Genomic DNA, 24539 nt, shown 5'->3' with positions numbered 1-24539 from the left:
GGTTTTAGGTTTAAAATGCGTCAGTCTGACGGAATAGGTTAATGTAATAGTTGTCTGCTTGGGGCACCACGCCCTTAAGATCGCGGATCGAGTTTCGCAAGCCACGAATGGTGGAGACGTATTGATCGTCGGAGCCCTCACCTGCGGTGTAGAGCGCCTCGGCTTTAGCCAAGGATTTCGAGAGTTGAGTATCGGACTTACTTGCGGCTTTCAAAGCGACTGAGGCATCTTTGCCTAGTTGGATCAACGCATACAGCCCCGGACGGAACGGATACGCATGTTGGACATATGAAGAGTCCGAATTGCTTGAGGACACTTCTTTATAGGACGGTAGCTTTTCGGACATCACGAGGAAGCCTTCGCTATCTGTCATGCAGAAAACGGCATGCGATGTGCCTGGAGGCACGGTGCCTTCGATACGCCCGCCCTTCATCTGGGTCGGCTCCTCAAACCACATTTCACGGCGTCCGCGAGAAATATCAAATTTGCCACCGTTGACGGTGTAGAGCAATTTCGCCTCAACGATCTCCGATTTGTCTGCACCAGTTTCGACTTCGACCCAAATGCGGTCGCCGTCGTCACCACGTGCCACTACGGACGGAATGCGGTCTTGTCCAGGATGGCTCTCAATCGTTGGATTTTTATACGGATAGGACACGTCCGACTCACTCAGGAAAGCATCGAGTTCGCCCAATAGTTGATTGGTCAACTCAGGCATTTGATCCGCGAGGTTATTGCTTTCTCCGACATCCGCCATCGAACCGTCCTCATTGTATAGTCGATACAGGGCCACCAACGGGCTCTTGTTATTACCCGGGCTGAGATTGCGATATACTTTCCACGGGCCTTTGCGCATCGCTGTCGCCGAGGACAACTCGATCGGGAAATAAAAATAAATACTTTCGCGTGGCGTGCCGTCAGCAAAGCGAGCGACGGTGTCCTGCCCTTCCAGCAAAGGACGGATGTTGCAGCCATCCAACTTCTCATTATCCGATGCGGGCAAGCCAGCGAGCTCAACAAAGGTGGGATAGAGATCGATCAACGAAATCGGCGTTTCGCAAACAGAGTCCTTTGGAATATTCGGACCGCGCACGATGAACGGGATACGGACACCACCTTCATGAGGGTCCTGCTTGCCTTCGCGAAGCGGCGAATTATCGGTGACCGTTCCGCCACTTCGACTCACTAGTCCGCCATTGTCCGAACTAACAAAAATGTAGGTATTATCGATCAGCTTATGCCCAGGATTCCGCGGATCATCCGTTGCTTCCAGATAGTTGATCACTTCCCCGATCATCCAATCGAGTTCGTTCACCATCGTCGCATAATATGGATCGGTCTTACCACCGCGGCCGCGGTTGATGGTGCCAGGGTCAGTGGGAAAATCCTCGTAGCCCATTTTTTTGAGATAATATTCAAACCGCGTGCGATCACGCGTTTGGATCGGCCCGTGCACATAGTAGGTGCAGTAGTTCAGGAAGAAAGGCTCGCTGTGATGCTTCTCTAGCCATTTGAGTGCGACATCGAGCGTCTTATCGAAGGGGCGCCCATCTTCTCCGAGTTGGAACGGATCCTCAGGATCATCCGTTGCCCAACCTGTGAGTCGATCCGGCTTCATCGATTTCGCCAAACCGTTGTGCTGGTTACGAAGTTGCTTTCTCGGCCCCCAAATATCGGGATCTGGATAATAGGTGCCGCCTTTACCCAGATCATCGACGTAACCGATATCAAAACCATAATCCCCCGGAAAGGGATAGCCGTTACTACGGCCGCCTAAGTGCCATTTACCGACATGGCCAGTCGTGTAGCCTGCTTTCTTCAGCTCCTTTGGAATCGTCATTTCTGTCAAAGGAAGCCGATAACGGTAAAATGGATTGATATACGAAAAGTGGGGAGAATAGGCGCGCGGCAGCTTGCCACCCATCACGTGGTATATACCTGTGTTGGCCGGATACTGGCCGGACATGTAGGCCGCCCGTGAAGGCGCGCAGGTCGGCGACGGCGAATACGCCTGCATAAACTTACGACCATGCTTAGCCAGCCGATCCAAGTTCGGTGTTTCATACGGCGTGTCGCCATCCACATCCATACAGACAGGATCTTGCCAGCCGAAATCATCGGTTAAGATGTGAACGATGTTTGGTTTCGGCCCTTCGGCTTTGCTCAGGACAGGCAGGCCGAATAGCGTGGTGCCAACGACGGTGACACAGAAAACCAACGAGGTGGATTTACATTTAATAGGGTTCATTTACATTTGGGCGGTTACAAAACAAATATACTAACACAAATAGAGCATCATGTAATCGCGTATATACTCGAAATACGGCTAAAAAATGACTTTTAGGGCATTAAAGTGGTCTGGCATGAACTCAGATTGAGCAGGGTGCCAGATTGAACACTTTGAAGCCTAAATTAGCTGCGTTCTTTAGATGCAGTGCGTCGTGCTGGCTGCGGTGGCGTCTCGTGCTGACTCTGACGTTCGACGCCTAAAGCACCCACGGGCATAGCAAGGTCGCTACGCATGCGATAAGTTGACATCGACCAAAATCACACCCGTTTAAGAACACCGCCTGCAATCAGACTTCCGAATACAAAGAAGCCGTGTCAGTCATACGACTCACACGGCTTCTGAAAATTATGAGAATCGGGGAGAATTCACTTCATACCCGACGCACTCAGAGTCTATGCACGGCGGCGCTTCATCGCGACCGAAGAGAGAGCCAACAAACCACCTAGCAGGGCGAAGGATGAGGGCTCGGGGATAGATGCTGCAACCAACTGAAGAGTGTAAACCTCTTCAATTGCTGCGTCATTGCTACTCGTGAGGGGAGCAATTGATAAGCCCGTAACATCATTGGCTACTCCGAAGTTTGTGGTTAGGCTGATAGTTTCATTACCACCTCCAAAATCGCCAAAGGCGTTGTAGTCGATGACTAGATTGACTTCACCCGTCGCATCGTTCTCTTCAACTTTGAGCAAGTTAAGACTGAGGAACTCGCCGCCGACGTTGAAGGCTCCCGCATTGATAAATACCGTTCCAGTGCGCAAAGTCCCCTGATCATCAATAGTGATCGAACCTGTTGTAAATGTATAACCTACATCAATTGCTGCGAACCCGGAGCCAGGGACAGTGTTCGTCACATTCGCGCTATTTGAGTTGCTTGCCTGACCTGTAATAGCGTCATCGGTCGAATTGAAAACAAATCCGCGTTCAGCATTGGCATTATCGACACCAAGGTTAATCGTGTAGTCACCGTTAGTCGCTTGCGCGGCAGAACTTCCCCCGGTAATGTTTTGACCGGTCGAAGCGTAGTATGTGTCGTCTACTATCGGATTAATGGCCCCTGATTGGTCCACTGGAGTGCTTCCAGAGAAGTCCTGAGAGTAGAAGACGGTTGCTTGGCTGATCGATGCCCAAGCGACAAGAGACACTAGTATTGCTGTTTTTTTCATATGTATTTTTGGGGGAGTTAAATGATTGGTAACTTAACATAGAATACCTGATTCAAGGCATGACCACATCGCGAATTTGCGCGAGGTGTCCCATTTTTTATCCACCCTCAGCTTCTATGGAAACTGATCCACCTTCAAACGCCCGAAGAGCTTACCATCGATCGAGAGGCTCTTGCTAAGAGTAACGATCACAGATTGCAGTCCACAGACCCGAAGCCTAGCTCAGCGGCGTCGGTGGATTCGAGGCTTAGATCCGTCCATCCGATAAGGTCGGAGCAGTATTGAAAAACTTGCGTAGTGAACGAAACGGATTCTGCACCGCGCGTGAAGGTGCGACTGGCACATGTCAGGCTACTTTCGAGACTACGAACGACGTCCGCATGCAGATCAATGATTCATCGATTTGGTATCACACACCAGCCGGATCTCAGCCAAGCCCCCCCTCCCCCCCCAGGCACAAAGAAGCCGCGTCAGTCTTACGACTCACACGGCTTCTGAAAATTAAGAGATTCGAATGAGAGTTACCTCACTCCGGCACACTCAGAGTCTATGCACGACGGCGCTTCATCGCGACAGCAGAGAGCGCAAGCAGACCGCCGAGTAAGGCGAAGGAGGATGGCTCCGGAACTGCGACCAGATCAAAGCCGTTAATGCCGATCCATGTGCCACTATTTTGTGTAAACGTAATATCTAAATTACCCAGTCCGTCACTGGTCACGTCAAAGCTGTAGGCATTTGTAACCCAAGGAGTGGCGAGCGCATCATCGTCGATAGACGGGAAAGCAAATGGCGAAGTAGACGTCTCCGAAGCCGAAGGTGTCTGATCCACTAAGAAAGTGCCAGCCTGGTCTTGGGTATCAGCGTGATAAGAGGTAAACGTGAAGGCTTGATTTGCCTCCAGCCCCGTCAAACTGAGTGTCATTCTATCACCACCGCCGATTCCGCCATTCTCAGTCCGAATATCGATGCCTACCCAAGTCTGCCAGAATACATCATAACCCTGAACGTTAGAGCGACTAAAAGACTGCTTAGTGTCGTTAATATCAACAGTGCCACCACCATCATTTGCATCCGGCCAGCTAAATGCCACACCCACATCGTAGGTGCCTGCCAGTCCGCCTTCGGCAAAAGAAACCGCGTTATAGGTTGTCAGCTGTCCAGAAGTGGGATTTTCGTGCGGTGTGCCATATCCGAGATAATTTGTATCGGCTCCTAGAGGCCCTTCACCTACGGTTGGTGATGGGCTACCAGCATTCACATAAAACGCGGCTTGCGCAATCGATGCGGTCGCGAGGAGGGATAATAGCGTGACTGTTTTTATCATTATGCTTTCTTGTTGGGGTTAATGAAAGTTGAGGTATTTACCTATTAAATTTACCATTTCCATGAAGCCCGCGCATCGCGAATATACGCGATGCGGAGTATTTTATATGCCCCCCCTAGTTTTTATGGAAGCTGATCCACCTTCAAACGGCCGAATAACTTACCATCAACTGCAAGATCCTTACTAAGAGTGACAGTCACCGACTGCAGCCCTTCGACGACTAAGCCAAACACTAATTCGGGCGCGTCCGTAGATTCTAGGCTTAGATCCGTCCATCCGATAAGATCGGAGCCGTATTGAAAGACTTGCGACGTGAATGGAACGGATTCTGCACGGCGTTTGAAGGTGAATACAAAGTGCTCCCCAGCGACATCCAACTCCGGCAGGATCGTATCGCCAACCTGCGCGGGATTCCCATTGAGCACGTATTCGATCCCGTTCTGAATGCCGTCCTGTTCTGAATCTCCCGCAAAGGTGGTATCGCCCAGCTCCGCATAGTTCAGCAGCCAGGCACTGTAATCCTGAGGCAAAATGTAGTTGTCATATAAGAGCCCCACCTCGACCTCGCTCAATTCAATATTGTAGAGAATTACCTCGTCGAGCATGCCATCGTAGCTTCGAACCTCAGGCTCATTCGAACTGCCAAGCCATGCCTCAGTGATTCCGCTAATCAGATTCGTGTATCCGGTGCCACTATGCCAGAGGCTGCCGTTGAGATATATCTTCATGTCCCCCGCAATTGCGTCCTTTGTAAACACCCAGTGATTCCATGTCGCCTGATAATCCACCTCATCCGCCTGTTTGCTGATTCGGTCGAATTTGTTAGAACGTCCTGCATCCCAATAAACCTTACCGTTTCCCCAAGGCAGATGAATATTGAGCACACGATCGCCCGTTTCATTTTCGGCATAGAAGACAGAGTCCTCTGCGGGTTGAGTGGTGCCGCCATATGCCCACAGCGAGATGCTGATCTGACTGTCAATGTCCGAGAATGCCGCAGAGGGAATGAGTGCCGTATCGCCACTGCCACGAAAGCGCAATGCCGAGCCATCGATGCCAACATCCCAAAATCCAGCAGGGACAGTCGCATCATATTCATTGCCACTACTGTCCAGAGCGGTGGTGCCACCTCCCTCGTCTAAGCTCCAATGTGCGACAATCCCTTGAGTCGATCCTCCTAGATGGAAATGAGTCGCGATAATCTCCTCCAGCGCGCTTTCGTTTTCTTGCTCACTCCCATTGGCATACAGCGCAATGCCACCACTGGGCAATCGCCCACGTGTCGAGAGTGCATTCCAATCTACAATCAGCGTGTTATCCACCGTCTCGACTGCGATCTCATCATCCAACGCAACGACGTTAAACGCCGTTAAAAACGGAATCTGTAATTGAAAATTAATCGAATCGTCATTGCGAGGAATTCCCACGCAATCGACAAGGCGCACGACCATATGCTGCCCATACACATCCGTGCGCACGGTAAGTTTGGCATAACCGATGGCCGTATCTGTCAGATCCACCACCATCGCTCGGCTAGTGCCATCATCGCAAGCGCGCTCATCGACCGCATATCCATCAAACACCCGCAATTGCATCCCCGACTCATTGGATGTGTCGAGATGTTCGACGCCTGCTAACACCAAATCGCTAAGGGTGCCATCCGTGTTCCAATTTGCACTATAGAGCGCGCTAGGCGTCAATGGAGTGAGGAGTTCAATACCGTCGACTCGTCCGAGTTCGCCGCCGTCGACCGCACAGAAAATACGAATCACATCGCCTGACTCGAGCGGCACCTGTTTAATTTCGCGGCGGATACGATTGGATGCATCGATTCCGGCGTTCCCTAGGAAACGATCCGCATACCAGGCATCCACGAGGTCATCATTCACAAACACTTTGAAGGCTGAAACGCCATCTGACTCATCCCAATAATCGACTCCCAGATCATAGTTGCCATCTGAAATGCCAGAGACCGTGGTCTCAACCGAACCAATGGCAGCACTGAGTCTGGCCAGACTCCCATTGGAGGCCTCGTCGAAAGATTCCAGCACATAGCCATCCAGCGACATCGATTCGGCTTCGAGATACACACCGTCACGAACGAGTGAAATGGAATCAGCAGATAGATAATCCACATCCAATTCGGCGGTGCCTTCGGAGTCACGCAGCTCAATCGTGTTAGTGCCACTGTTGAGCACGGCACTCACGGTCTGAGCCTCCCACGTGGTCGAGGAGCTGCTCACCACACCGACCTGTGAATCATTGACGAAGACTCCCATCGAACGCGTGCTACTCGGCACCTTAATACGAAACTCCAAAGCTTCGCTGCCGCCTTCGGCATTCACCGTCCAGCTCAGGTTAAAGCCTTCCTTTCCATCCATATAGAACCCGATCGATGCATCGACATCGGCCTTGATATCTGCGCTCGTGATCACGGCATCTTCCGCCTCGATCACCAGCGCTGAAAGTCCACTCACGGCAACCCCAAGAATGCCAAAGGAGCAACAGCATGTTTTCAGATTACAGTGCATTATTTGCCTCCAATACATAATCTGTTCCCTCTACAATAAACTGAGTTTCGAGATCGACTGCAGCACTTGCGCCATCGATAACCTGCACCGAGTTGGTTCCGCTCACGACCGTGAAGTTAGTGACAACCACGGGCAACGTTTCCAGTAGTTTCCAATTCACGTCATAACGCAGTGCCGTAGATCCTCCCTCATACTGAAGATACTCTCCGGCATTCACGGTGCCCGTAACCGCCAGACTGCCGGTGCCTCCGTCAATTTCAATGCTCGGATTCGTCAACACCTGCGTCGCATCCTGATCGACTCGAATGACAAATTGCAATGACTGCGCCGCCTCTGGGTTATCTAACAACAGCGTATCACCTGCGACGATCGCCTGCTTCCGAGTGACCGAGCCCTTCTCTTGGTGAATATACCACGGGTCATCGACTCCAGAGGTTTGCCCCAAGACTAGAGTCGGCGTAAAGACATAATCCCCGTTGGTATTTCGACTAAGCAACAGCACATATTCGCTCTGATAGTGGTTACTGCCTGTAGTTCTCTCCATGAACGTATCGATGTAATCCACATCATCCTCATGCAATACCGGCGCGATCTCTATCCATGCAAGAAACAGCTCCAAGGTATCATTGAATAAGCCATGATCCTCGACCTCTTCTTTGCTGATTGCATAGCCGCTTTGCGGGACTGTGAATTGTGGACGGCGTCCACCGAGCATGACCCCCTCTTGGATATGAAACGACGTGTCTAATAGACTGGTTGCAGGGAGATTGTCTGGCTCATCTAGACGTATCCCAATTTCTAAAGGAAAATAATCGTAAGAGCGATCGTCCCGCACTGCGCTGAAAGCCTGTTCAAAGTGCGCTGCAATACTGCGCCCCACCCGACTGGAGGTGGTCGGGTGATCCACATAGCTATAAATACGATCCAGTAAGTCACGCTCCACCCATGGATGAATTCGATGAATTTCCGGGCCATCAAAATGCAGATGCCCCAGCTGTAGCTCATTGACGAACGTTGCATATTCCAAAGCCAACTCATCCATTAAGCTATCCGGCTGATCTAAATCGTATGCCGGAATATAGTTTCTGCCATACGAACAATACAAGCCGATCATTTCAGCGCTAGCGCTATGATCGGCCGAATCCGTGCCATCCTGACCGCGAATACAATTTTCCAGAATCCAGACATCGTCTTCCGTCTGAATAAATTCCCCTACTTTGACGATTTCCTCGCCAATTTTCAAATACTCATAGTCCAACTGTCTGCCCACATGAGCAATCCCCTGCCCCAGTAAAGGGATCTCAGTATCCTCCGCGGGGCGAAATAGAATACGCCTCTCAGATGAGTCAATGCCCTGCTCTAAGGTTCCACTCCCCCAAGAGGCCAACCGTGGATCCACACCGCCGACAATGTAATCTGGATCATATTCTCCAATGCCGCAGCTCACACTATGTAAGCGCAGATGAATGCCATTGCTCTTGAGATAATTCGCATAAATCAGCAAATCCGCTTTACCCGCGGGAAAGACGTCCGTGTTCACGTGCACCCTCGAATTGTATTTCGGCCAGTATTCGCCGCGCCATGTTTTGGTATGCAGGTAGACTCGCTTCACCCCATGCGCAATCGCCAAGCTATCAGTCAATTCGTAGAGGTCTTCAAGCGACGTTGCTTCCAACATCACCTCATTCATACTGTTGTTTTGTGCCGCGTAATCCGCGACCCAGTTTAAGACATCGTCCTCCGTCCAGGAGCTTTGCCCGGCGGGTCGAGCCAAGTCTTCAGTCACCCACACTTCAGCCAGAGCAGCATCTAAGTTCGATCCAGTCAATGTGCCGTTAAAAATCGCAACGCCACCTAGGTTACCATCTAGCGCCTCACCCCACAGGTATCTCCATTGAATCGAGGCCGCAGATGTATACCTTACGATACTGGAACTCGACACTTCCACAATATCACTGAGTCGTCTCAAGCCAATATTAGCATTCGTATCCAACTCCAAGACTAGCCCATACGCGCGTGAATCACCGATGCCCTCCACTTCGATCAAATGGATCGATACATGCTGATCATACGTATCAATACGCAAGGTAAACTGCGGCAATCCGCCCGATTCAGAAACAGTCAACGTGTCTCCATCAAAGGTCACGTGAGTCAATTGCGTAGCAGTAACGTTCTTGCCATCAAAATGCCGCAGGTAAAAGCCATCGGAGGACGTTTGATTCAGACGGTCCACCCCACCCAAAACCAAGCTCGCGGGCTCAGCCGAGGAGTCGAAGGTAAAGTGGGACGCTCCCATACATTGAAGCACAGGAAACAGTAGGACACAGAAAAGCGACAAGGGAGAATAGCCAAACTTCATATATTCATCTTTGGGGAAGAAGATGTTCAGAACAGCCGAATCCACATAGGTTCGGCCGTCAGCCTAAAATTTATACCTAAATTCACAAACAATTGCATCGCGCATTTACGCGAAAGAAGCACCAACGCTCATGGATGGCCACAGTGGCTAAAAAATGGTTCATCGTTGTGTAGCGGGATGGCTGTTGAGGCGCACTGGGGAATCTCTGATTCAAAATTGCGGGGCATGCGTCTCCTGCTGCTTTGTAACCATGAGCTGGTCGAATGGCAGGTGAGCATGCTCGATAGCGCAAAACAGGCTCTCTCCGAGGAGCCCGTGCCACACCAGTGAACTGGAGAACCATCTCAGAACAAACAATGTCGAATCGACCATGTTACGCGAATCGACGATGAACTTAAAAAATACCCTTAGAAACGAATCAGTCCTCGCAGCCATCTGGGAAGGAACGAGCACCCTCATGCTCGCGCTTACCACGATGTCGTCGTCCAGGTTTTTACGGATGAATTCTGCTTCGGTCTGTATGTTCAATACGCCTTAGCAAATAAGCATATTGCAGATGGCCCCATCCGTAAAATGGTGATGCGGACAGTAGACGTTATTCTATTGTTGAGACAGCCGCTCGAGAGGGTCCTACCCAGAGTCGATCCAGCCATGCACTTACTTAAATTCAGCTAATTCAAATACAGGATCGTCTGCAGACTATCGGCGGATACTTGTGTCGCGACCTGCTGCCCACCGAAGTCAATTTCGATGAATCGCGGCGTGGTATTATCATTGAACACAACCACAGCAAACGAACCATCTGGATTCTGCGCAGCCGTCGCCCACACGCCTTCCGGCAAGGCGGCATCCAACCCGACACGCACCGCACCTGGACGGATATATTTACTAAAGTGTGCCAACAAATAATACAGCGGCGTATAGAGCACCGTATCCTCGACTGGATCAATCAACACCGGCGCACGATTGAAGTTGTTATAGGGTTTTGGCCCGCCTGTGCGACTTCAGATCATGCACCACTCGATATAGCCAATCGATCCATGATTCAGGTCGGTAATCACATCGATCGCGTATTGCTAAAATGGCGTGTAAAGGAACCGCGTTCAAAAACCCTGACGGTAGTATCGCACTCGTGGTCTTCAATCTCCTCGAAGAAGATAAGACAATGAGTCCCATTCAGGACTTACAAAGATGTCATAACATGTTGCAATTAGTAACAAAATAATGACACTCTTAGGCCCCCACCCCACACTCCCTTGTTGCTATGCTACCACCCCCTAGAAAGAATAAAATAAATCCTATGCTGATGAAGGTTATCGTCATCAGCATAGTGTTGCACATTGGTGCGGCCTTCGTTGCTGGAATCATCACCGTGGCCAATATCGTCATCCAAGAAGACGCGCAATTCGAAGAGGTTCCCGCTGTCGAAAACGTTGAACCGCCGAAAGAACAAAAGGTGACGATCCAACCGAAGCCGCCCACATCTCAGCCGATGAACCATCTAAAGATGCGTCCGGTAGCAGACATCTCCGTGGCCAATATCGATGTCGACCTGCCATCAATGGATCAAAGCTTCACTGTGAGTGCAGGACTCGGCGCCACAGGGGGCGGAAGCCTAAGCTTTGGCGCAGGCATCGGCAAAGCCGTCAGCCGCTTTCCCGACATTAAAGGCTTTGGGACGACTAAAAAAATGGCGCACGCGTGGGAAGGCACCGTTTATTTATTCAAGCCTAATACAATTCGAGGGATCTTAGATCAAAAAGATAAGATAGTAGGGCTGAAACCTGGCAGACGCCAGGGCTCCAAAATCTACAATCATGTCCTCAACCTACCGTCTCAGGATTTCAAAGAAGGATTTCCGGGTGTTACGGACCAGTTCGAGTGGTTTGCCGTGGACTTTGAAGTGAAACTGTTCTGGCCAGCGAAACTTGCTGGTGAATACGAATTCCGCCTCGCATCCGATGACGGATCCGTGTTGTTCATCGACCGAAAGCTTGTGGTAAACAACGATGGCACGCATGGTATGTCGGCGAAGTCAGGCACTTACAAACTAGAGCAAGGCTTACGTCGCTTTCAGCTCGTCTACTATCAAGGGCCGGCCACAAGGCTCGGCTTAGTGTTGGACTACCGAAAGGTAGGCTCCGAAGAGTGGAAAATTTTCGACCTCAAAGAATACATACAGTATCAAATCGATTAGGTAAGAAGGCCGGAAAAGATTCAATAGCACGGACTCGAATCCGGTGTCTAGCGCCGAGGAGCCCACCCACTTACTTTACGGATAATGCCTGACTGTTGAAGCCGCCCTTTGGATTGGTAATCTCAGGGTAGCTCACGAGAAAGTCGTTTTCATCCACCAAGTTCAAGTAATAGTGTGTCGTGCCAGCAGGCAGTTCGACCACTGCGGTGCTGTTACTATTCAGCGCAACTGGAGTTCGGAACCATTCTTCATGCTTATCGCCACCGTTCAGCGTATAGAGTAAGTCCGCACGCACCACCTTCGCGCCGTTTTCCTTAAACACGAAACCAACCGTATTGCCCTTCGTTTTATGAGATAGAACGGTGCAGACCTCATCTTGCCCAGGGAGGCCTTTATTTGTCGGGTTGTAGTATGGATAGCTCGCCTGCATCTCCGTCAGCATCTGCGCAAGTTGCTGATCCATCGCTGCTGATTTTTCAGGCATCTGATTGGCGATATTATTCGCTTCTTCAATATCCACTCGCACTTTTTTGCCATTCTCAGTTTTGTAAAGCTGGTATAGCGCGAGTTCGGGTGTTCCGTCATTATTCACGTGATCATAGTGATGAATCAGCTTATAGTCTCCGGCGATCAATGTGCTTTCGAGATCACTACCATGCGGGAAGTGCCACATCATGCTATCGCGCACCGAACCATCTGGAAACTTCACTAGTGTCGGGTCTTGCGAGTCGCCCAAAAGGAGCGGCGCGAGATCACAGCCATCGAGGTTTTTGTCCTTCGGCAGAGTCGCCCCCGTCAACCCCAGAATGGTCGGATAAAAGTCGAGGCCGTTCACTAATACATCCGATTGCACGCCAGCGGAAATACCAGGCCCCGCGATCAGCATTGGCACGCGAGTGCCCCCCTCTTTCGCGGACGATTTACCTTTATCCAAAGGGGTATTGTCGGTGTATCCTTTCACACCGCCGTTATCAGAGGCAAAGATAACATAAGTGTTTTCACTCAGCATGTGCCCCGGCCAGCGTGGGTCTTCCGTCGTTTCTAAATACTTCAAGATCTGCCCTACATAATAATCAAGCGACTCCACCATCGCCCCGTAGAAGGGATTTTTCTGCCCCTGCATGCTCTTGTCATTCTTGAGCGTCGGCTCTACTCCCATACGCTCCGCATACTTCTTCAGCAAAGCCTCGTTACGCGTTACGATCGGTGAGTGCACCAGCCATGTGCAGTAGTAGAGAAAGAAAGGATCCTCCTTATTCTCACGGATAAACGTGAGCGCATCTTCATTATTCTGGTGGTAAGGAAAACCATTCGCGTCCAAGCGATAGGGGTCATTCTCTGCCGTGGTAGCAAACCCTTTCAGTCGATTATCTAGGCCACGCGCGCTGTGCGCACCTCGACTAGAGCGAGTGTAGTCGAAACCAACATCCTTGGGCTGCGGGAAGGCACTGTGATCGATCGCGATGTGCCACTTGCCCGCATGTCCAGTGGTATAACCGTTCGCCTTGAGCGCCCGAGCGAGTGTAAAGGTATCCTCCGGCATACGACCGCTATACCATGGGTCCATCATCCGCGATCGACTACTCCGTGCAGACGGCGGCTTGCCACCGACCACGTGGGTCTTCTGCGCGCGAGCCGGATGATTCCCGCTCATGATCGCGCAGCGCGTAGGCGCACAAGTGGGCGCGGGCGAATACGCCTGCCAAAACATCACACCCTTCTCGGCAAAGGCATCCAGATACGGCGAGTCATATGGCGAAGGCTCATCCACATCATAGCACTTCAGATCTTGCCAGCCTAGGTCGTCGGCTAGAATGATGACTACGTTGGGCTTGGGCGCGGCATACAGCACCGAAGCCGAGAGCACGAGTGCACACAGGCATTGTTTTAGAAGATTCATTGTTTTTTTTGGGGGGGGTGTGCTGCTCTATGATGAATAGCGCAGCGATTTCTCTTTCTTAGATGTTTTAGCCAAGCGAGCGGTCTCTTTCTATAAGTGGGATCTTCAAAATGATGCTACTGCTTAAAGATGATAATCTGATCAATCGCTCCGTATTCCGAACCGTTGGCGATCGAACCAATCTCGATCAACGCTCCCGGTTTCAACGACACGCCTTGAATTTCTCGAATAGCCAGCGAGGCCGCATCGATCCGAGTGGTGCCTTGTAGAGAATTGGCAATCCATGAGTCGTGCGTCTGACCATCCACGCGCAGTGCATACGAACTCTGCCCATCGGACTCATCAAAATAATACACTGCGATGGTGTAAACGCCCGCTTCGCCAGTAAATTCCTGAGACGCAATACCGCTCCCCGTCGTTGCAATACACTGCCCCCCCTCCGCGGACGAGCTCTCACCGACTTGATAACCCTTCAATTGCATCGCTTCGGCCTGATAACTGATGCCCTCCGACCTTCTTGGATTTCCTGTGAGATGTTTGTTCGTCTCTAGAACATACACGGGGCCGCGTGTGATAAACTGGGTTTTGAGATCTGTAGTGGCAGCACCACTACCACCTGATACGGTGACGGTATTGTTCCCCTTTTTGAAAATGAAAGACTGGGCATTTGCTGGTAAGGTGTGCTTCAAGTTCCAGTTGCTATCATAGACCTTCACGCTGTCGCCTCCTTCAAATTTCATGTATTCGCCGGGTTGAACCACCCCAGTGACCGCAAGCCCGCCGCCATCGTTCAAGCGAACCAAGGGATCCTGCAGCGCCTCGGAGCTTTCCTCAATACGGATCACCACTTGCGGTTCCTGTGCGTCATAGGGATTGAGTAGCTCCATGGTCGTGCCCGCTTTAATCTGCTGGTAGCGCGGCACTGACCCCCATTCTTGGTCGATGTGAATGAGCGGATCTTCCCCTGAGGTCCGCCCCATGACTCGGTGAGGCGTATAGATGTAGTCACCCGCAACATTTTGACTAAGCACCAGAGTATCCTCTCCTTCATAGTGACTACTGCCTCGGCGTTTCTTCATTTGAGTCTTAATGTATTCGACATCGGCATCATCATACACCGGTGCCAGCACGACCCAATCTTTGTAGAGCGCAAGCGCCTCATCCATGAAACCATACTCCTCGAGGATATTCATCGTCAGAATGCCGCCACTGCGCCCCCCAGTAAAATTCGGTCTGCGACCGCCAAGCAAAATTCGATCCGCGATATCAAAATGCATATCCAACATATTCGGGGCAAAATTGCGCTGCGCCTTCTCGGCGCCTCTCCCCATGTTGTGAAGGCGAGGTCCGATCCGAATCCCCCAATACCCTGTGGCTTTTCGAGCCTGTTCGGCGATACTGAACTCCCGCTCAAAATTGGCCTTCATGGCTCCGCCGACAACACTTCCTGTGACGGGTTGATCGACTCGACTGTAAAGGTAGTCGGTGTAATTGCGGAGATACCAGGGTGCTTCCTTTTTATGGCCGGTGCCGTCAAAATGCAGATGCCCGACGTTCATTTCATTCAGGAAGTCCCCATAGGGATTGAGTATTTCCTCTGCTAGACTGTTCGGCTGACCAAAGTCGTCCGCATGATGAAAGAAGCTATACGAATCCAGCACGCCCACGATCTCATCACCAGCTTTGTGCGCATGCGGAGACGTTCCAGCATATCCGCGTTCACAGCCTGAAAGCGTCCAGACCCCACTGCTCGCATCAATCGTGATTGTCTCGGTATGGACGATCTCGATCCCAATGCGGACAAACCCCTTTTCCTGTTCCCAAACATAGTCCGGACCCGGTTGAAACAGGATGGTTGTGGCACTGGTATCAATATCCTCGATCAACTTCCCAGAGCCCCAACTCAGGAAGCGAGTCTCACAATGGGACTCCGAAAAGTAGCGCTCGTTATTGCGCCCCAAGTGTGGGACGAGACTTTTCAGTTGTAAGTGCGCACCATGCTTCGCCAGATAATTGGAATACTTCAGCAGAGATGCTTTGCCTTCAGGGAAGGCTTTTCCCTGCACGCTTTCGTTGGTCATGTCGAAAATATGGTATTCGCCGCGCCAATGAGTCGAAAACATATAGACTCGGCTGGCTCCAAGAGGAATGACCAATCGCTCCGTCATCTCATAGAGTTCTTCCTCACTCTCAGGCGCAAGGCAGACATTCACCATCGTCTCAAACTTCTCCACCCAGCGCTGCACCCAAGCCAATACATCTGCCTCAGACCACCGCGGTTGTCCCGCAGGGCGCACCATGTGCCCCGCGTTGCTCTGCACCGACCAGATTTCAGCTAACACCGCATCCCTAGCACTCCCTTCGAGGGTGCCATCGTAGAGAACGACACTGCCATGGGTTCCGTTCGGACGTGGCCACGCCCAGAGGTAGGGCCAGTTTAACTGGGTGTCGTTTCTGCGCCGATCCCCAGCATTGGTCGTCATATAATCATTGAGCGTATACGCAGCGACATCGGTCGTATTGAGCGATAAACTCAAACTGTAATCGTGACCGTTTCCGATGCCCTGAGCGTTTAGCAAATGAATCGCCAAATGATTCGGATAGGGCTCGATTTGAAAGGTAAAACTCGGCGACCCGCTGGGGGCTGAAACCTTGATCGCATTCCCCTTAGTCTCGATCTGACTGAGAGCCACCTCTTTGCCAGCAGCATCACGCAGTGTAAAGGCTCCCGAAGCACCAGGCAACATTACCTCCTGATCGCCTAGCACCAGTTTTTCTGGTCGAGCCGAACGATCGAATTGAAGCTCTGACATAGCGAAGAGCAGCCCTGGTAAAACTAGCAGCAGAAGATAACAAATCGTATTCATTTCAATCGGAGGAAGGTAGCATTAGTCTGTAACAAAGCCATCAACATCGACCGTCACGATTGCTTCACGCGCATCGCCGAAGCGTGTGCTCAGCGTCACGTTGTCAAACTGCACATTTTTAGCATGCCGAATATACGCCCCCCATGCTGGAAGCACCCCGAAGAAAAATTGCTCGGGATAGCGCTCAATGTCTTCGGCCACCACGCCTTTGGCATCGGCAGCAGTGCCATGCCCAGGATAGGAAATTTCAATATTCTCCAACACAACATTTTCGATGTAATGCCCAGGAATGCCTGTAATCATAATTGGCCCGGACTTGGCCTTCTCCTTATCAGTCACACCCGGAGTCGTATCCACTTTAAGCTTCTTGTAGTGCGCAGTGGCAGCTTTTTCGCGATCTTCGATCGTGACTGTCGCCACCACATCACTGATCCGGATGTTTTTGAGTGTCCCGACACTGCCCCTGCGCGGCTTGGCAGCGCCAGGCTGCTTCACCCCAGTAAACGAATTTTTGTCAAAAATACTCCCACGGTTGCCGAGCCGAATAAAGATCGGGCAACCGACCTCCTCCATCACGATGCGTGAGATCGATATATTTTCCAATCGGCCACCGTCAACAGACTGCAGTTTAATGGCTCCCATCGGGCAGTCGTAGAAATAGCAATTACTGATAGCGACATCGATAAAACCACCATAAGAGGACGTGCCAAATTTAACGGCAGCTGTATTACTGCTGACGATACAATCGCGCACCACGATGTTACGGCAGGGATTCAAAGAACTCTTGAGGCAAATCCCGTCATCCCCCGCTTCAATATCGCAGTTCTCAATCAACACATCCTCGCAACCATCGAGATCCATGGCATCATTGTTGTAGTGGTTGTTCCGCATCCGAATCTTCACCCCAGTGAAATGCACGTCCTGGCAATCCACGAGGTGAATGCCCCAAAACGCTGGATTCTTGTATGTGAGCCCCGAGAAAGTCAGCTGCTTGCAGTTTTCGAAACGGATCAAGCGCGGACGGTTGTCTTTGCCACGGGTTTTCGGAAAAAACTCTGGAGTGCCCCGGCCATTAATCACGCCAAGACCTTCAAGCCGTATATTCGTCGCATCCGCCGCATAAAGCAGGCATTGCGATTGCCCCTCACGAGCAGGCCGCATGTGCTCGGTGGGATAGTCCTGCTGCCTTTGGCTACCCCACAGCTCAGCACCATAATCAAGTGACAGCGTGACGTTGCTTTTAAGCTCAATAGTGCCCGTCACATACTGTCCCGCTGGCATCCGAACCATGCCGCCACCTGCTTCAGTGCAAGCGTCAATGGCGCTCTGAAGCGCAACGGTATTCAGCGTCGTGCCATCTCCGACGGCTCCAAACTCTCGAACATCAAATAGTGGGCGAGTCGCCTCAGTAGCGCTCACAGACAACACAGAGAGATAAGTGGCAAGATATAGGGCGATGAGGTATTTCATGGAATCAAAGCAAAACTATACCAAAACTAGCGAATATGCGTAATCACGCATATTCGCTATAACAAAGCATTCAACCCCGCTCACGTCACTGAGCCCCAGCCGTAGCGCGAGTCTTTAGACCGCAGCACAGATCCCAAGCACCGAGCCAAAGTGTAGCGGAGCCAGGAACTGGTTTCGACCACCGCCCCAAGCACCAAAGCCGTAGCGCGAGTCTTTAGACCGCAGCACAGAACCCCAGCACCGAGCCAAAGCGTAGCGGATCCAGGAACTGGTTTCGGCCACCGAGCCAAAGCACCAAAGCCGTAGCGCGAGTCTTTAGACCGCAGCACAGAACCCCAGCGCCGACCCCAAGCGTAGCGGACCCAGGAACTGGTTTCGGCCCGTTGCATCTGCGAAGTCTCACGCCCGCTACGCTCAAGGCACAAAGGCACAAAGCCCAGACAACTGCTTTCAGGATTCCCTTCGTAGGGGCTTTCCTTGGGAAGACCGCACCGTGCAATGGGCTCCAAGAAAACCATAAATAAATAAGTAAAAAGCCCCTCCGAATCCTCTGGCTTTGTGCGCTTCGTGACTCCGTGAGACACCTAATTCGTTTTTCCCAAAGCCGTGACACAGACATTGCTGCCATCGCGTGAGACATCGTCTTTTACGCGACGCCATCTACGGCAGACCTCCGTCCTGTCTGTCCACCGATCCAAAGCCTCCGAGCACAAGCCTCCAAGCCCCAGCCGTAGCGCGAAGATTCATCGAACGTCTCGTTCGCACTAACACTTCCCACTCGCACTTCAAAGCCGCGTGGAGCGTAGACGCGTGAGACGAAGTCTTATACGCGCGCTGACAACAACCCTCTGAGCCCTATTAAAATAGGGGGTTTCAGACAGCCACCCTATTGAAATAAGGGGTTTGAATCCCACGTAAGCGATGCGTAAAACACGTAGCCCCGAAATGAGCATTAGACCCTATCGTCTGTGCCATTTATACCCCCTGCAAAATATCCGTTAGTCAGAGTTTTTAGAATTCAGCTCAAACCTCCTATTTTAAGCTATTCATCCCCCAAAACGTTCAATGCCAAGCGGCAACGCATTCGCCCACCAAAAAGTTCTTAAAATATCTTGCACCAACGAGTTATTCATCATCCTATCCACCGAACAAAACCTGTAGCAAAAGATTAGCTACAAGGACTTATAATACTGATATACAGAAGAAATGAAAAAGTGAAATTTGCCCGCGAAGTGGCGCGAAGAAGACGCGAAGTATGAATCAGAGCCCTTCGCGATTCCTTGGCGAATCTTAGCGGGCAGGAAAAAGGTGATTGAATGAATCCACATTCTAACCACTCTGAACGAATCTAAAAATTCCCACTGAAATGAACCTCAACCACTCCGAAGCGCCGAGCCTGATGGCACCGCCCTCTGGTATATCCAGACGGCGCACTCAATAGATTTCGCTTCCGCTCATCTATCGAGTGGCCTCCACGATCTACGAAAGAAAAATGAATTTACCCCAAGATTGGATCTGCTATCAAAAAACCAACGACGATAAGTATTGGGATGCTGTAGATCACGTGATGGACTTGACCAGTAGTAATCCCGAGGCGCTATGGAATTTCATAAAAGAAACACTAAACTCCCCCGACTGTGATGACACGGTCATTTCAAACTTAGCCGCCGGCCCCCTCGAAGATCTGATGAACAGAAAAGGAAAGCAATTTATTGATCGAGTGGTCGTAGAAGCGAGGCAGTCCGTAAAATTTAATAATCTGCTAGGAGGTGTCTGGGAGAGCGGCATTGATCCAGAGGTCTGGCAGAAAATCGAGAGCATTAGGAGAAAAGTATGGTAGATCCAGTCGGAGTGAGACAATAGATTTCGCTGGCGCTCATCTATGCTCATCCTCTACGTTCAGCAAAATGAAATGAAAATAATAATCCCAATTTTAACCTCACTGATACCGATGTTTACGGCAACAGGTTCGGTTTTTTATGCAGACCTTACAAATATCGCTTATAATGGAACTGCGACAGGGGACATCGTATACGAAGGCTCTCCAGATAGTCTAGTTGAAGGGAATGATGGAGGTGTTAATTGGGGCGGTCTCGGTAATGGTTTCTTTGACCTTACATTCTCACTCTCCGATATAAGTGGGCCAGAGATTTTTGTCTACGAAGCACAATCAGGACTCCCTGAATTGGACTTTCGAGTTCTCGTCGCGGATAACACAAGTGCGTTTAGCAACGAAGATTTTGATGATATTACGTCATCCTTAAGCAGCTCCTATCAAACAGTAAACGATGCAGCTTTTGATTCTAACTATATTTATTCATTCGATATAAGTAGCGTCGGGTATGAGGTTCAAAGAATAAGAATTCTCGGGACTGCTCTAAGCGCTCCCGGAGGAACGATAAGTGAAGGCAATGGGTTCGAGTTAGACGCTATTGCACTCGTGAACGATGCTAGCTCGGTCGTTCCAGAGCCAAGCTATTTCGTTCTATGTATTGGCGTTGGTGCATTTGTCGCTTTATCTAGGAAACGAAAGGGCTGAACCAGTCGATCGTATCAATTCCGTTACGGCTCCGCCTCCACTCCATCGATACATCTCCACGTTAGACGAAATAGAATGAAACTAGTCACCATCATAATTACATCACTCGTATTTTCGCTTAGCTGTTTAGCAGGAACGAAAGAACAACTAGCTGACGAATACATCAGCCTTATCAAAATAAGAGAGATTTACGAAGCGTCTCACAGCAGTTGGCTTTCAACATACAAGCAACAGACTGATACGATGCTAAAACAGGTTAAAGAAAACGTGCCTGACCTACCCAATGAGATTTCAGACAAGATGCTAGCATCTATGAACCGCTTCATGGAGAGAGCATCGAACTCATGGACCGTAGATGGGACGATGAAGGTTTATCAGGCACACTTAGTTGAATACTTTACCGAGAGTGAATTAAAAGAGCTAGTTGATTTCACAAAAAGCGACATCGGAAAGAAAAGCACTAAATCCTCGCAAATTGCCGTTCCATTGATGCAAAAATATATCGGCGAAGCCTCTTCTAGCTCTCTGGAAAAGGAATATAATAACTTCCTCAAAGAAATCAGAGCCATCATGAAGGACTATATCGAAAGCCTAGATAAGTCTAACCAATCGCAGTGAGCAATGTCGCTATCGCGCCATCGCTCATACTCCACGATAGGTAAAAAACATAATGACCATTATTGCAGCATTGATCGCGATTGCGGGAAACCTACTTACTTTGTTCGGCCTGATTGTGCTGCTGATCAAAGTGTTTAAGAAAAGCATCCTTTGGTTGATCGCATGTTTTCTGCTACCACCATTTGGGATTATCGCATTCAGCATATTGAATATTAAAGAAGTGTGGAAGCCTTGGGCTTACATTTTGTTAGGTCTAATCATTACCGCATTGGGACTTCAACTCTCTCCAAAATTAAGAGAGCATTTGGAAGAAAATTACAGTAGAGAAAAAAGGGGTCATGTCATTACCTTTGTGGTTGACTAGATCGATCCCCTCAGCTCAACTGAACAACCATGCCACGTAGCCTTCGAATTGAAAAGGAGAACGGAGTTTACCACATCATTAACCGTGGCAATTACCGGCAGGATTTATTCATCAACGAAGGTGCGCACGCGGCTTTTGAGAAATGCTTATTCGAGGCCTGCGAAAAATGCGAATGGGTGCTTGAAGGCTTTTGCGTGATGACCAATCACTTCCACCTAGTGGTTCGCACGCCCAAGGGGAATTTGATCTATGGGATGAAGTGGTTGCAATCGACCTTTGCCAATCGATACCACAAATACAGGAAGATCCACGGCAAGCGATTTCAAGGGCGCTATAAGAGCTTAATCGTCGAAGAGGACAGCCACTTAGGGGCACTGCTCCACTATGTGCATTTAAACCCAGTGCGAGCGAACATGGTGAGTGTCGATCAACTCAAAGACTACCGATGGTCGAGTGTCTGGTATCTGTTCAACAAACGAAAGCGGCCCAGCTTCCTAGACTGCTCGGGAGCCCTGAAGGCGGCAGGCGCTCTAGCCGACACGCCTAAAGGCAGAAATCAATACCTGAGCTACCTAAAGTGGTTGTCAGAGGAGGATGCCGCCCAAAAGGAAATGGCTTTTGAAAAAATGTGCCGAGGCTGGGCGCTCGGGACTAAGGACTTCAAGAAGGCTCTACTTGAAGAACTCAAGGAGGACGATGAGTCAGTCGATCAGCCCGAGGAAGTCCCCAGATACGATGGTGAGCGCCTACGTAAAGCAAACGAGCTGAGATGGGAGATGCTTCTAGACAAAGGTCTCTCTGCGCTCGGAAAAGATACGACATCAATCGATGGAGATCTCAAATCGGCGGACTGGAAAGTCACTCTGGCATGCCTACTCAAGCTTAAATCAAGCGCGACCAACGTCTGGATCACCCACCAGCTGAACATGGGCACCTCGGACGCAGTCAGTCGATATGTTTCAGAATTCAGGACATCAGGCGGAGACCAGCAAATGTCCTTCAAAGAACTGACCACAAAGGTAATGACATGACCCCTTTTATCATGCTTTATCATGTGACCCCTTTTATCATGTTCGATTATCCGAGAACCACTTGAATGATTGACCCGCTAGGCTCGCATCGACTACTCTTCCCGTTCGTCAAAAATGAAAATTAAAACAACACTTGGAATTTGCTCTATTGCGTCTCGAATCCCCGGGCTACTTTCATGTTACCTAGTCCTCATATTCGGCGTGTCGCTGATTGGCGGGGTCATGGGAAGAGAAGGGCCTTTGAACGTTCTGACTTTCTCGGTTCAAACCAATACGATGATCGGAGTCATTATCAGCTTACTGGGATTAACCACCACTGTATTCCTCTCATGGCTTTTCATGATTCAAATCCCATATTTGTGCATAAAGAAAAGAGGAATCTGAACCAAAACCGATAGGAAATCTGAAACGAACCAGTCACTAGACTCAATGGCGCTATCGCGCCATCGAGTCAGTTCTACGTCCACTCCCCACTGCCCTGCCATTTACAGCGAATCGCGCTCTGCGGAAAAGACATCGCCAACTGGCTCGGCAGGCAGTGTTTGCTGCCAAGCTTCAAGCGTTCCGATCAACTGTGCCACACTTTCTGGTTGCTGGCTGCTGAGGTCCGTTTGTTCATATGGGTCGTTGGCCAGATCATATAACTCGACATAGCTGAGATCTTTATTGGCGACCAATTTCCAGTTTTGATCCACCACCGCATAGGACACCCAATGCTCTGGTTTGTATTCCTTCGCGGGCCAAGGAGAATCATATTTCCAAAAGAGCGGCTTTTCGCGGGTTGGCGATGGTTGTCCCTTCAGCACAGCGACTTGGCTCAGGCCATCGGGTTGGTAATCCGCTGGCAATTCCACCGCTGCAATTTCAAGGAAAGTTGGAAGTAGATCGACAGCAGAAATCAGCGACACATCGTCAATTGCTCCCGCTGCCACCTGCCCCGGCCAACGGACAATGAAAGGCACGTTAATACCACCTTCGAACAGCGAAGCTTTGTAGCCTTTACGTCCATCAGTAATACCTTTGGATCCACCAAGGTCAAACCCAGCACCTGTCGCAGAATCATATATCACTTGCGGATCTTTCTGTGACGAAGCGCGCGCGGGGCCATTGTCGGAGCTAAACACCACGAGTGTGTTATCGCTAATTCCAAGTCGATCCAATGCATCCAGCACCTGTCCAATCCGGTCATCTGCATGCGAGAGTATCGATGCATAGATATTGTCAGCATTCTCCAACTCGGGAAAGCGCCAACGATATTTCGGCACAGTATGATGCGGTGTATGCGGCTCGTGAATCCAAAGATTGATAAAGAACGGCTTATCCTCTGCTTGCGCCTGCTCGATAAAAGCCACAACGCGGTCTGCATCCTTATACCATGGCATCTGTTCGCCAGAGCAATTAAACGCACCATACGCATCGTAACCATACTCCCCAGGCACGGGCGAATCCGGTATCATATTATTTGCCAAGTGCCACTTACCGAAGTGCGCGGTGGTATAGCCGCCCTCTTGAAGCATGCGCGGGAGAAACGGCGCATCCAGCGCGAGCCAATCCGGCATATTACGGCGCTCATTACTCTCGACCGTGGCAAAGTGACCGTCGATATTGTGGCGCGCGGGAAACTGACCAGTCACCACGGCGGCGCGGCTGGGCGAGCAGACGCCACTCGCGACCGTGAAGCGCTGAAAGTCGGTGCCCTCCGCGGCAAGGCGGTCGATATTCGGCGTCTTAACGTAAGGATGCCCATGGCAGCTCAAATCGCCCCAACCCCAGTCGTCGGCGAAGATAAACAAAATATTCGGGCGCTCTGCAGCCTGAACTGCCGCAGCGCATAACAGCGTCATCACTAACATCAATTTTTTCATCATCATTCTATCTCATTCTAA

18 protein-coding genes and 1 pseudogene are annotated in these 24539 nt (G+C 50.4%); 6 read left to right on the top strand and 13 right to left on the bottom strand.

The window, feature by feature from the left end:
* Positions 1 to 10 precede the first annotated feature (10 nt).
* From GZZ87_RS18395 to GZZ87_RS19935, 8 genes and pseudogenes are all read right to left on the bottom strand, one after another.
* Positions 11 to 2248: a sulfatase gene (locus tag GZZ87_RS18395; RefSeq protein WP_162025894.1), complete on the bottom strand. Its 2238-nt coding sequence runs from the start codon at positions 2246 to 2248 to the stop codon at positions 11 to 13.
* A gap of 434 nt (positions 2249 to 2682) precedes the next feature.
* Positions 2683 to 3453 (bottom strand): PEP-CTERM sorting domain-containing protein, encoded by a 771-nt coding sequence (locus tag GZZ87_RS18390; RefSeq protein ID WP_162025895.1) that lies wholly within the window; start codon positions 3451 to 3453, stop codon positions 2683 to 2685.
* Between the two features lie 547 nt (positions 3454 to 4000).
* The gene (locus tag GZZ87_RS18385) at positions 4001 to 4777 is read right to left on the bottom strand and encodes a PEP-CTERM sorting domain-containing protein (protein ID WP_162025896.1); all 777 of its coding nucleotides are present in this window, start codon (positions 4775 to 4777) and stop codon (positions 4001 to 4003) included.
* A gap of 122 nt (positions 4778 to 4899) precedes the next feature.
* A complete protein-coding gene (locus GZZ87_RS18380) occupies positions 4900 to 7308 on the bottom strand; it encodes a LamG-like jellyroll fold domain-containing protein (protein ID WP_162025897.1) in 2409 nt (802 codons plus the stop codon).
* Positions 7298 to 9604, bottom strand: coding sequence for a hypothetical protein (locus GZZ87_RS18375; protein ID WP_162025898.1), 2307 nt, complete (start codon positions 9602 to 9604; stop codon positions 7298 to 7300). The genes GZZ87_RS18380 and GZZ87_RS18375 overlap by 11 nt, the downstream gene beginning before the upstream one ends.
* A 273-nt stretch (positions 9605 to 9877) precedes the next feature.
* Positions 9878 to 10195 (bottom strand): hypothetical protein, encoded by a 318-nt coding sequence (locus tag GZZ87_RS18370; RefSeq protein ID WP_162025899.1) that lies wholly within the window; start codon positions 10193 to 10195, stop codon positions 9878 to 9880.
* Between the two features lie 143 nt (positions 10196 to 10338).
* Positions 10339 to 10569, bottom strand: coding sequence for a glycoside hydrolase family 30 beta sandwich domain-containing protein (locus tag GZZ87_RS18365; protein ID WP_348534093.1), 231 nt, complete (start codon positions 10567 to 10569; stop codon positions 10339 to 10341).
* Positions 10558 to 10653, bottom strand: a pseudogene (locus GZZ87_RS19935) (hypothetical protein); the annotation flags it as partial. The gene GZZ87_RS18365 and the pseudogene GZZ87_RS19935, both read right to left, overlap by 12 nt.
* Before the next feature lie 320 nt (positions 10654 to 10973).
* Between GZZ87_RS19935 and GZZ87_RS19825 the strand changes: the two are divergent.
* Positions 10974 to 11864: a PA14 domain-containing protein gene (locus tag GZZ87_RS19825; protein ID WP_244648077.1), complete on the top strand. Its 891-nt coding sequence runs from the start codon at positions 10974 to 10976 to the stop codon at positions 11862 to 11864.
* 70 nt (positions 11865 to 11934) lie between these two features.
* Here the strand turns inward: GZZ87_RS19825 and GZZ87_RS18350 are convergent, their stop codons facing one another.
* From GZZ87_RS18350 to GZZ87_RS18335, 4 genes are all read right to left on the bottom strand, one after another.
* The gene (locus GZZ87_RS18350; RefSeq protein WP_162025902.1) at positions 11935 to 13764 is read right to left on the bottom strand and encodes a sulfatase; all 1830 of its coding nucleotides are present in this window, start codon (positions 13762 to 13764) and stop codon (positions 11935 to 11937) included.
* 116 nt (positions 13765 to 13880) lie between these two features.
* A complete protein-coding gene (locus GZZ87_RS18345; RefSeq protein WP_162025903.1) occupies positions 13881 to 16577 on the bottom strand; it encodes a hypothetical protein in 2697 nt (898 codons plus the stop codon).
* A gap of 75 nt (positions 16578 to 16652) precedes the next feature.
* Positions 16653 to 18101 carry a glycosyl hydrolase family 28 protein gene (locus GZZ87_RS18340; RefSeq protein ID WP_162025904.1) on the bottom strand — a complete coding sequence of 483 codons (1449 nt, stop codon included), beginning with the start codon at positions 18099 to 18101 and terminating at the stop codon, positions 16653 to 16655.
* An 80-nt stretch (positions 18102 to 18181) separates the two neighbouring features.
* On the bottom strand, positions 18182 to 18490 hold the full coding sequence (locus GZZ87_RS18335) for a hypothetical protein (protein ID WP_162071480.1): 309 nt from the start codon (positions 18488 to 18490) through the stop codon (positions 18182 to 18184).
* A 1103-nt stretch (positions 18491 to 19593) separates the two neighbouring features.
* On the opposite strand from GZZ87_RS18335, the gene GZZ87_RS18330 reads away from it, so the two are divergent.
* From GZZ87_RS18330 to GZZ87_RS18310, 5 genes are all read left to right on the top strand, one after another.
* On the top strand, positions 19594 to 19941 hold the full coding sequence (locus GZZ87_RS18330; protein ID WP_162025905.1) for a DUF6869 domain-containing protein: 348 nt from the start codon (positions 19594 to 19596) through the stop codon (positions 19939 to 19941).
* Positions 19942 to 20013: 72 nt separating this feature from the next.
* A complete protein-coding gene (locus GZZ87_RS18325) occupies positions 20014 to 20640 on the top strand; it encodes a hypothetical protein (protein ID WP_162025906.1) in 627 nt (208 codons plus the stop codon).
* A 75-nt stretch (positions 20641 to 20715) separates the two neighbouring features.
* Positions 20716 to 21258: a DUF2059 domain-containing protein gene (locus tag GZZ87_RS18320; RefSeq protein ID WP_162025907.1), complete on the top strand. Its 543-nt coding sequence runs from the start codon at positions 20716 to 20718 to the stop codon at positions 21256 to 21258.
* Positions 21259 to 21310: 52 nt separating this feature from the next.
* Positions 21311 to 21622 (top strand): hypothetical protein, encoded by a 312-nt coding sequence (locus tag GZZ87_RS18315; protein WP_162025908.1) that lies wholly within the window; start codon positions 21311 to 21313, stop codon positions 21620 to 21622.
* Positions 21623 to 21651: 29 nt separating this feature from the next.
* Positions 21652 to 22653, top strand: coding sequence for a transposase (locus GZZ87_RS18310; RefSeq protein ID WP_162025909.1), 1002 nt, complete (start codon positions 21652 to 21654; stop codon positions 22651 to 22653).
* Between the two features lie 485 nt (positions 22654 to 23138).
* On the opposite strand, the gene GZZ87_RS18305 is transcribed toward GZZ87_RS18310, so the two are convergent.
* Positions 23139 to 24518 carry a sulfatase-like hydrolase/transferase gene (locus GZZ87_RS18305; protein WP_162025979.1) on the bottom strand — a complete coding sequence of 460 codons (1380 nt, stop codon included), beginning with the start codon at positions 24516 to 24518 and terminating at the stop codon, positions 23139 to 23141.
* Between the last annotated feature and the right edge of the window lie 21 nt (positions 24519 to 24539).

It is taken from the genome of Lentimonas sp. CC4, assembly GCF_902728235.1.
Classification (GTDB): domain Bacteria; phylum Verrucomicrobiota; class Verrucomicrobiia; order Opitutales; family Coraliomargaritaceae; genus Lentimonas.
Note: the sequence above shows the minus strand (reverse complement) of the source record. Positions and strands in the feature narration are given on the sequence as shown.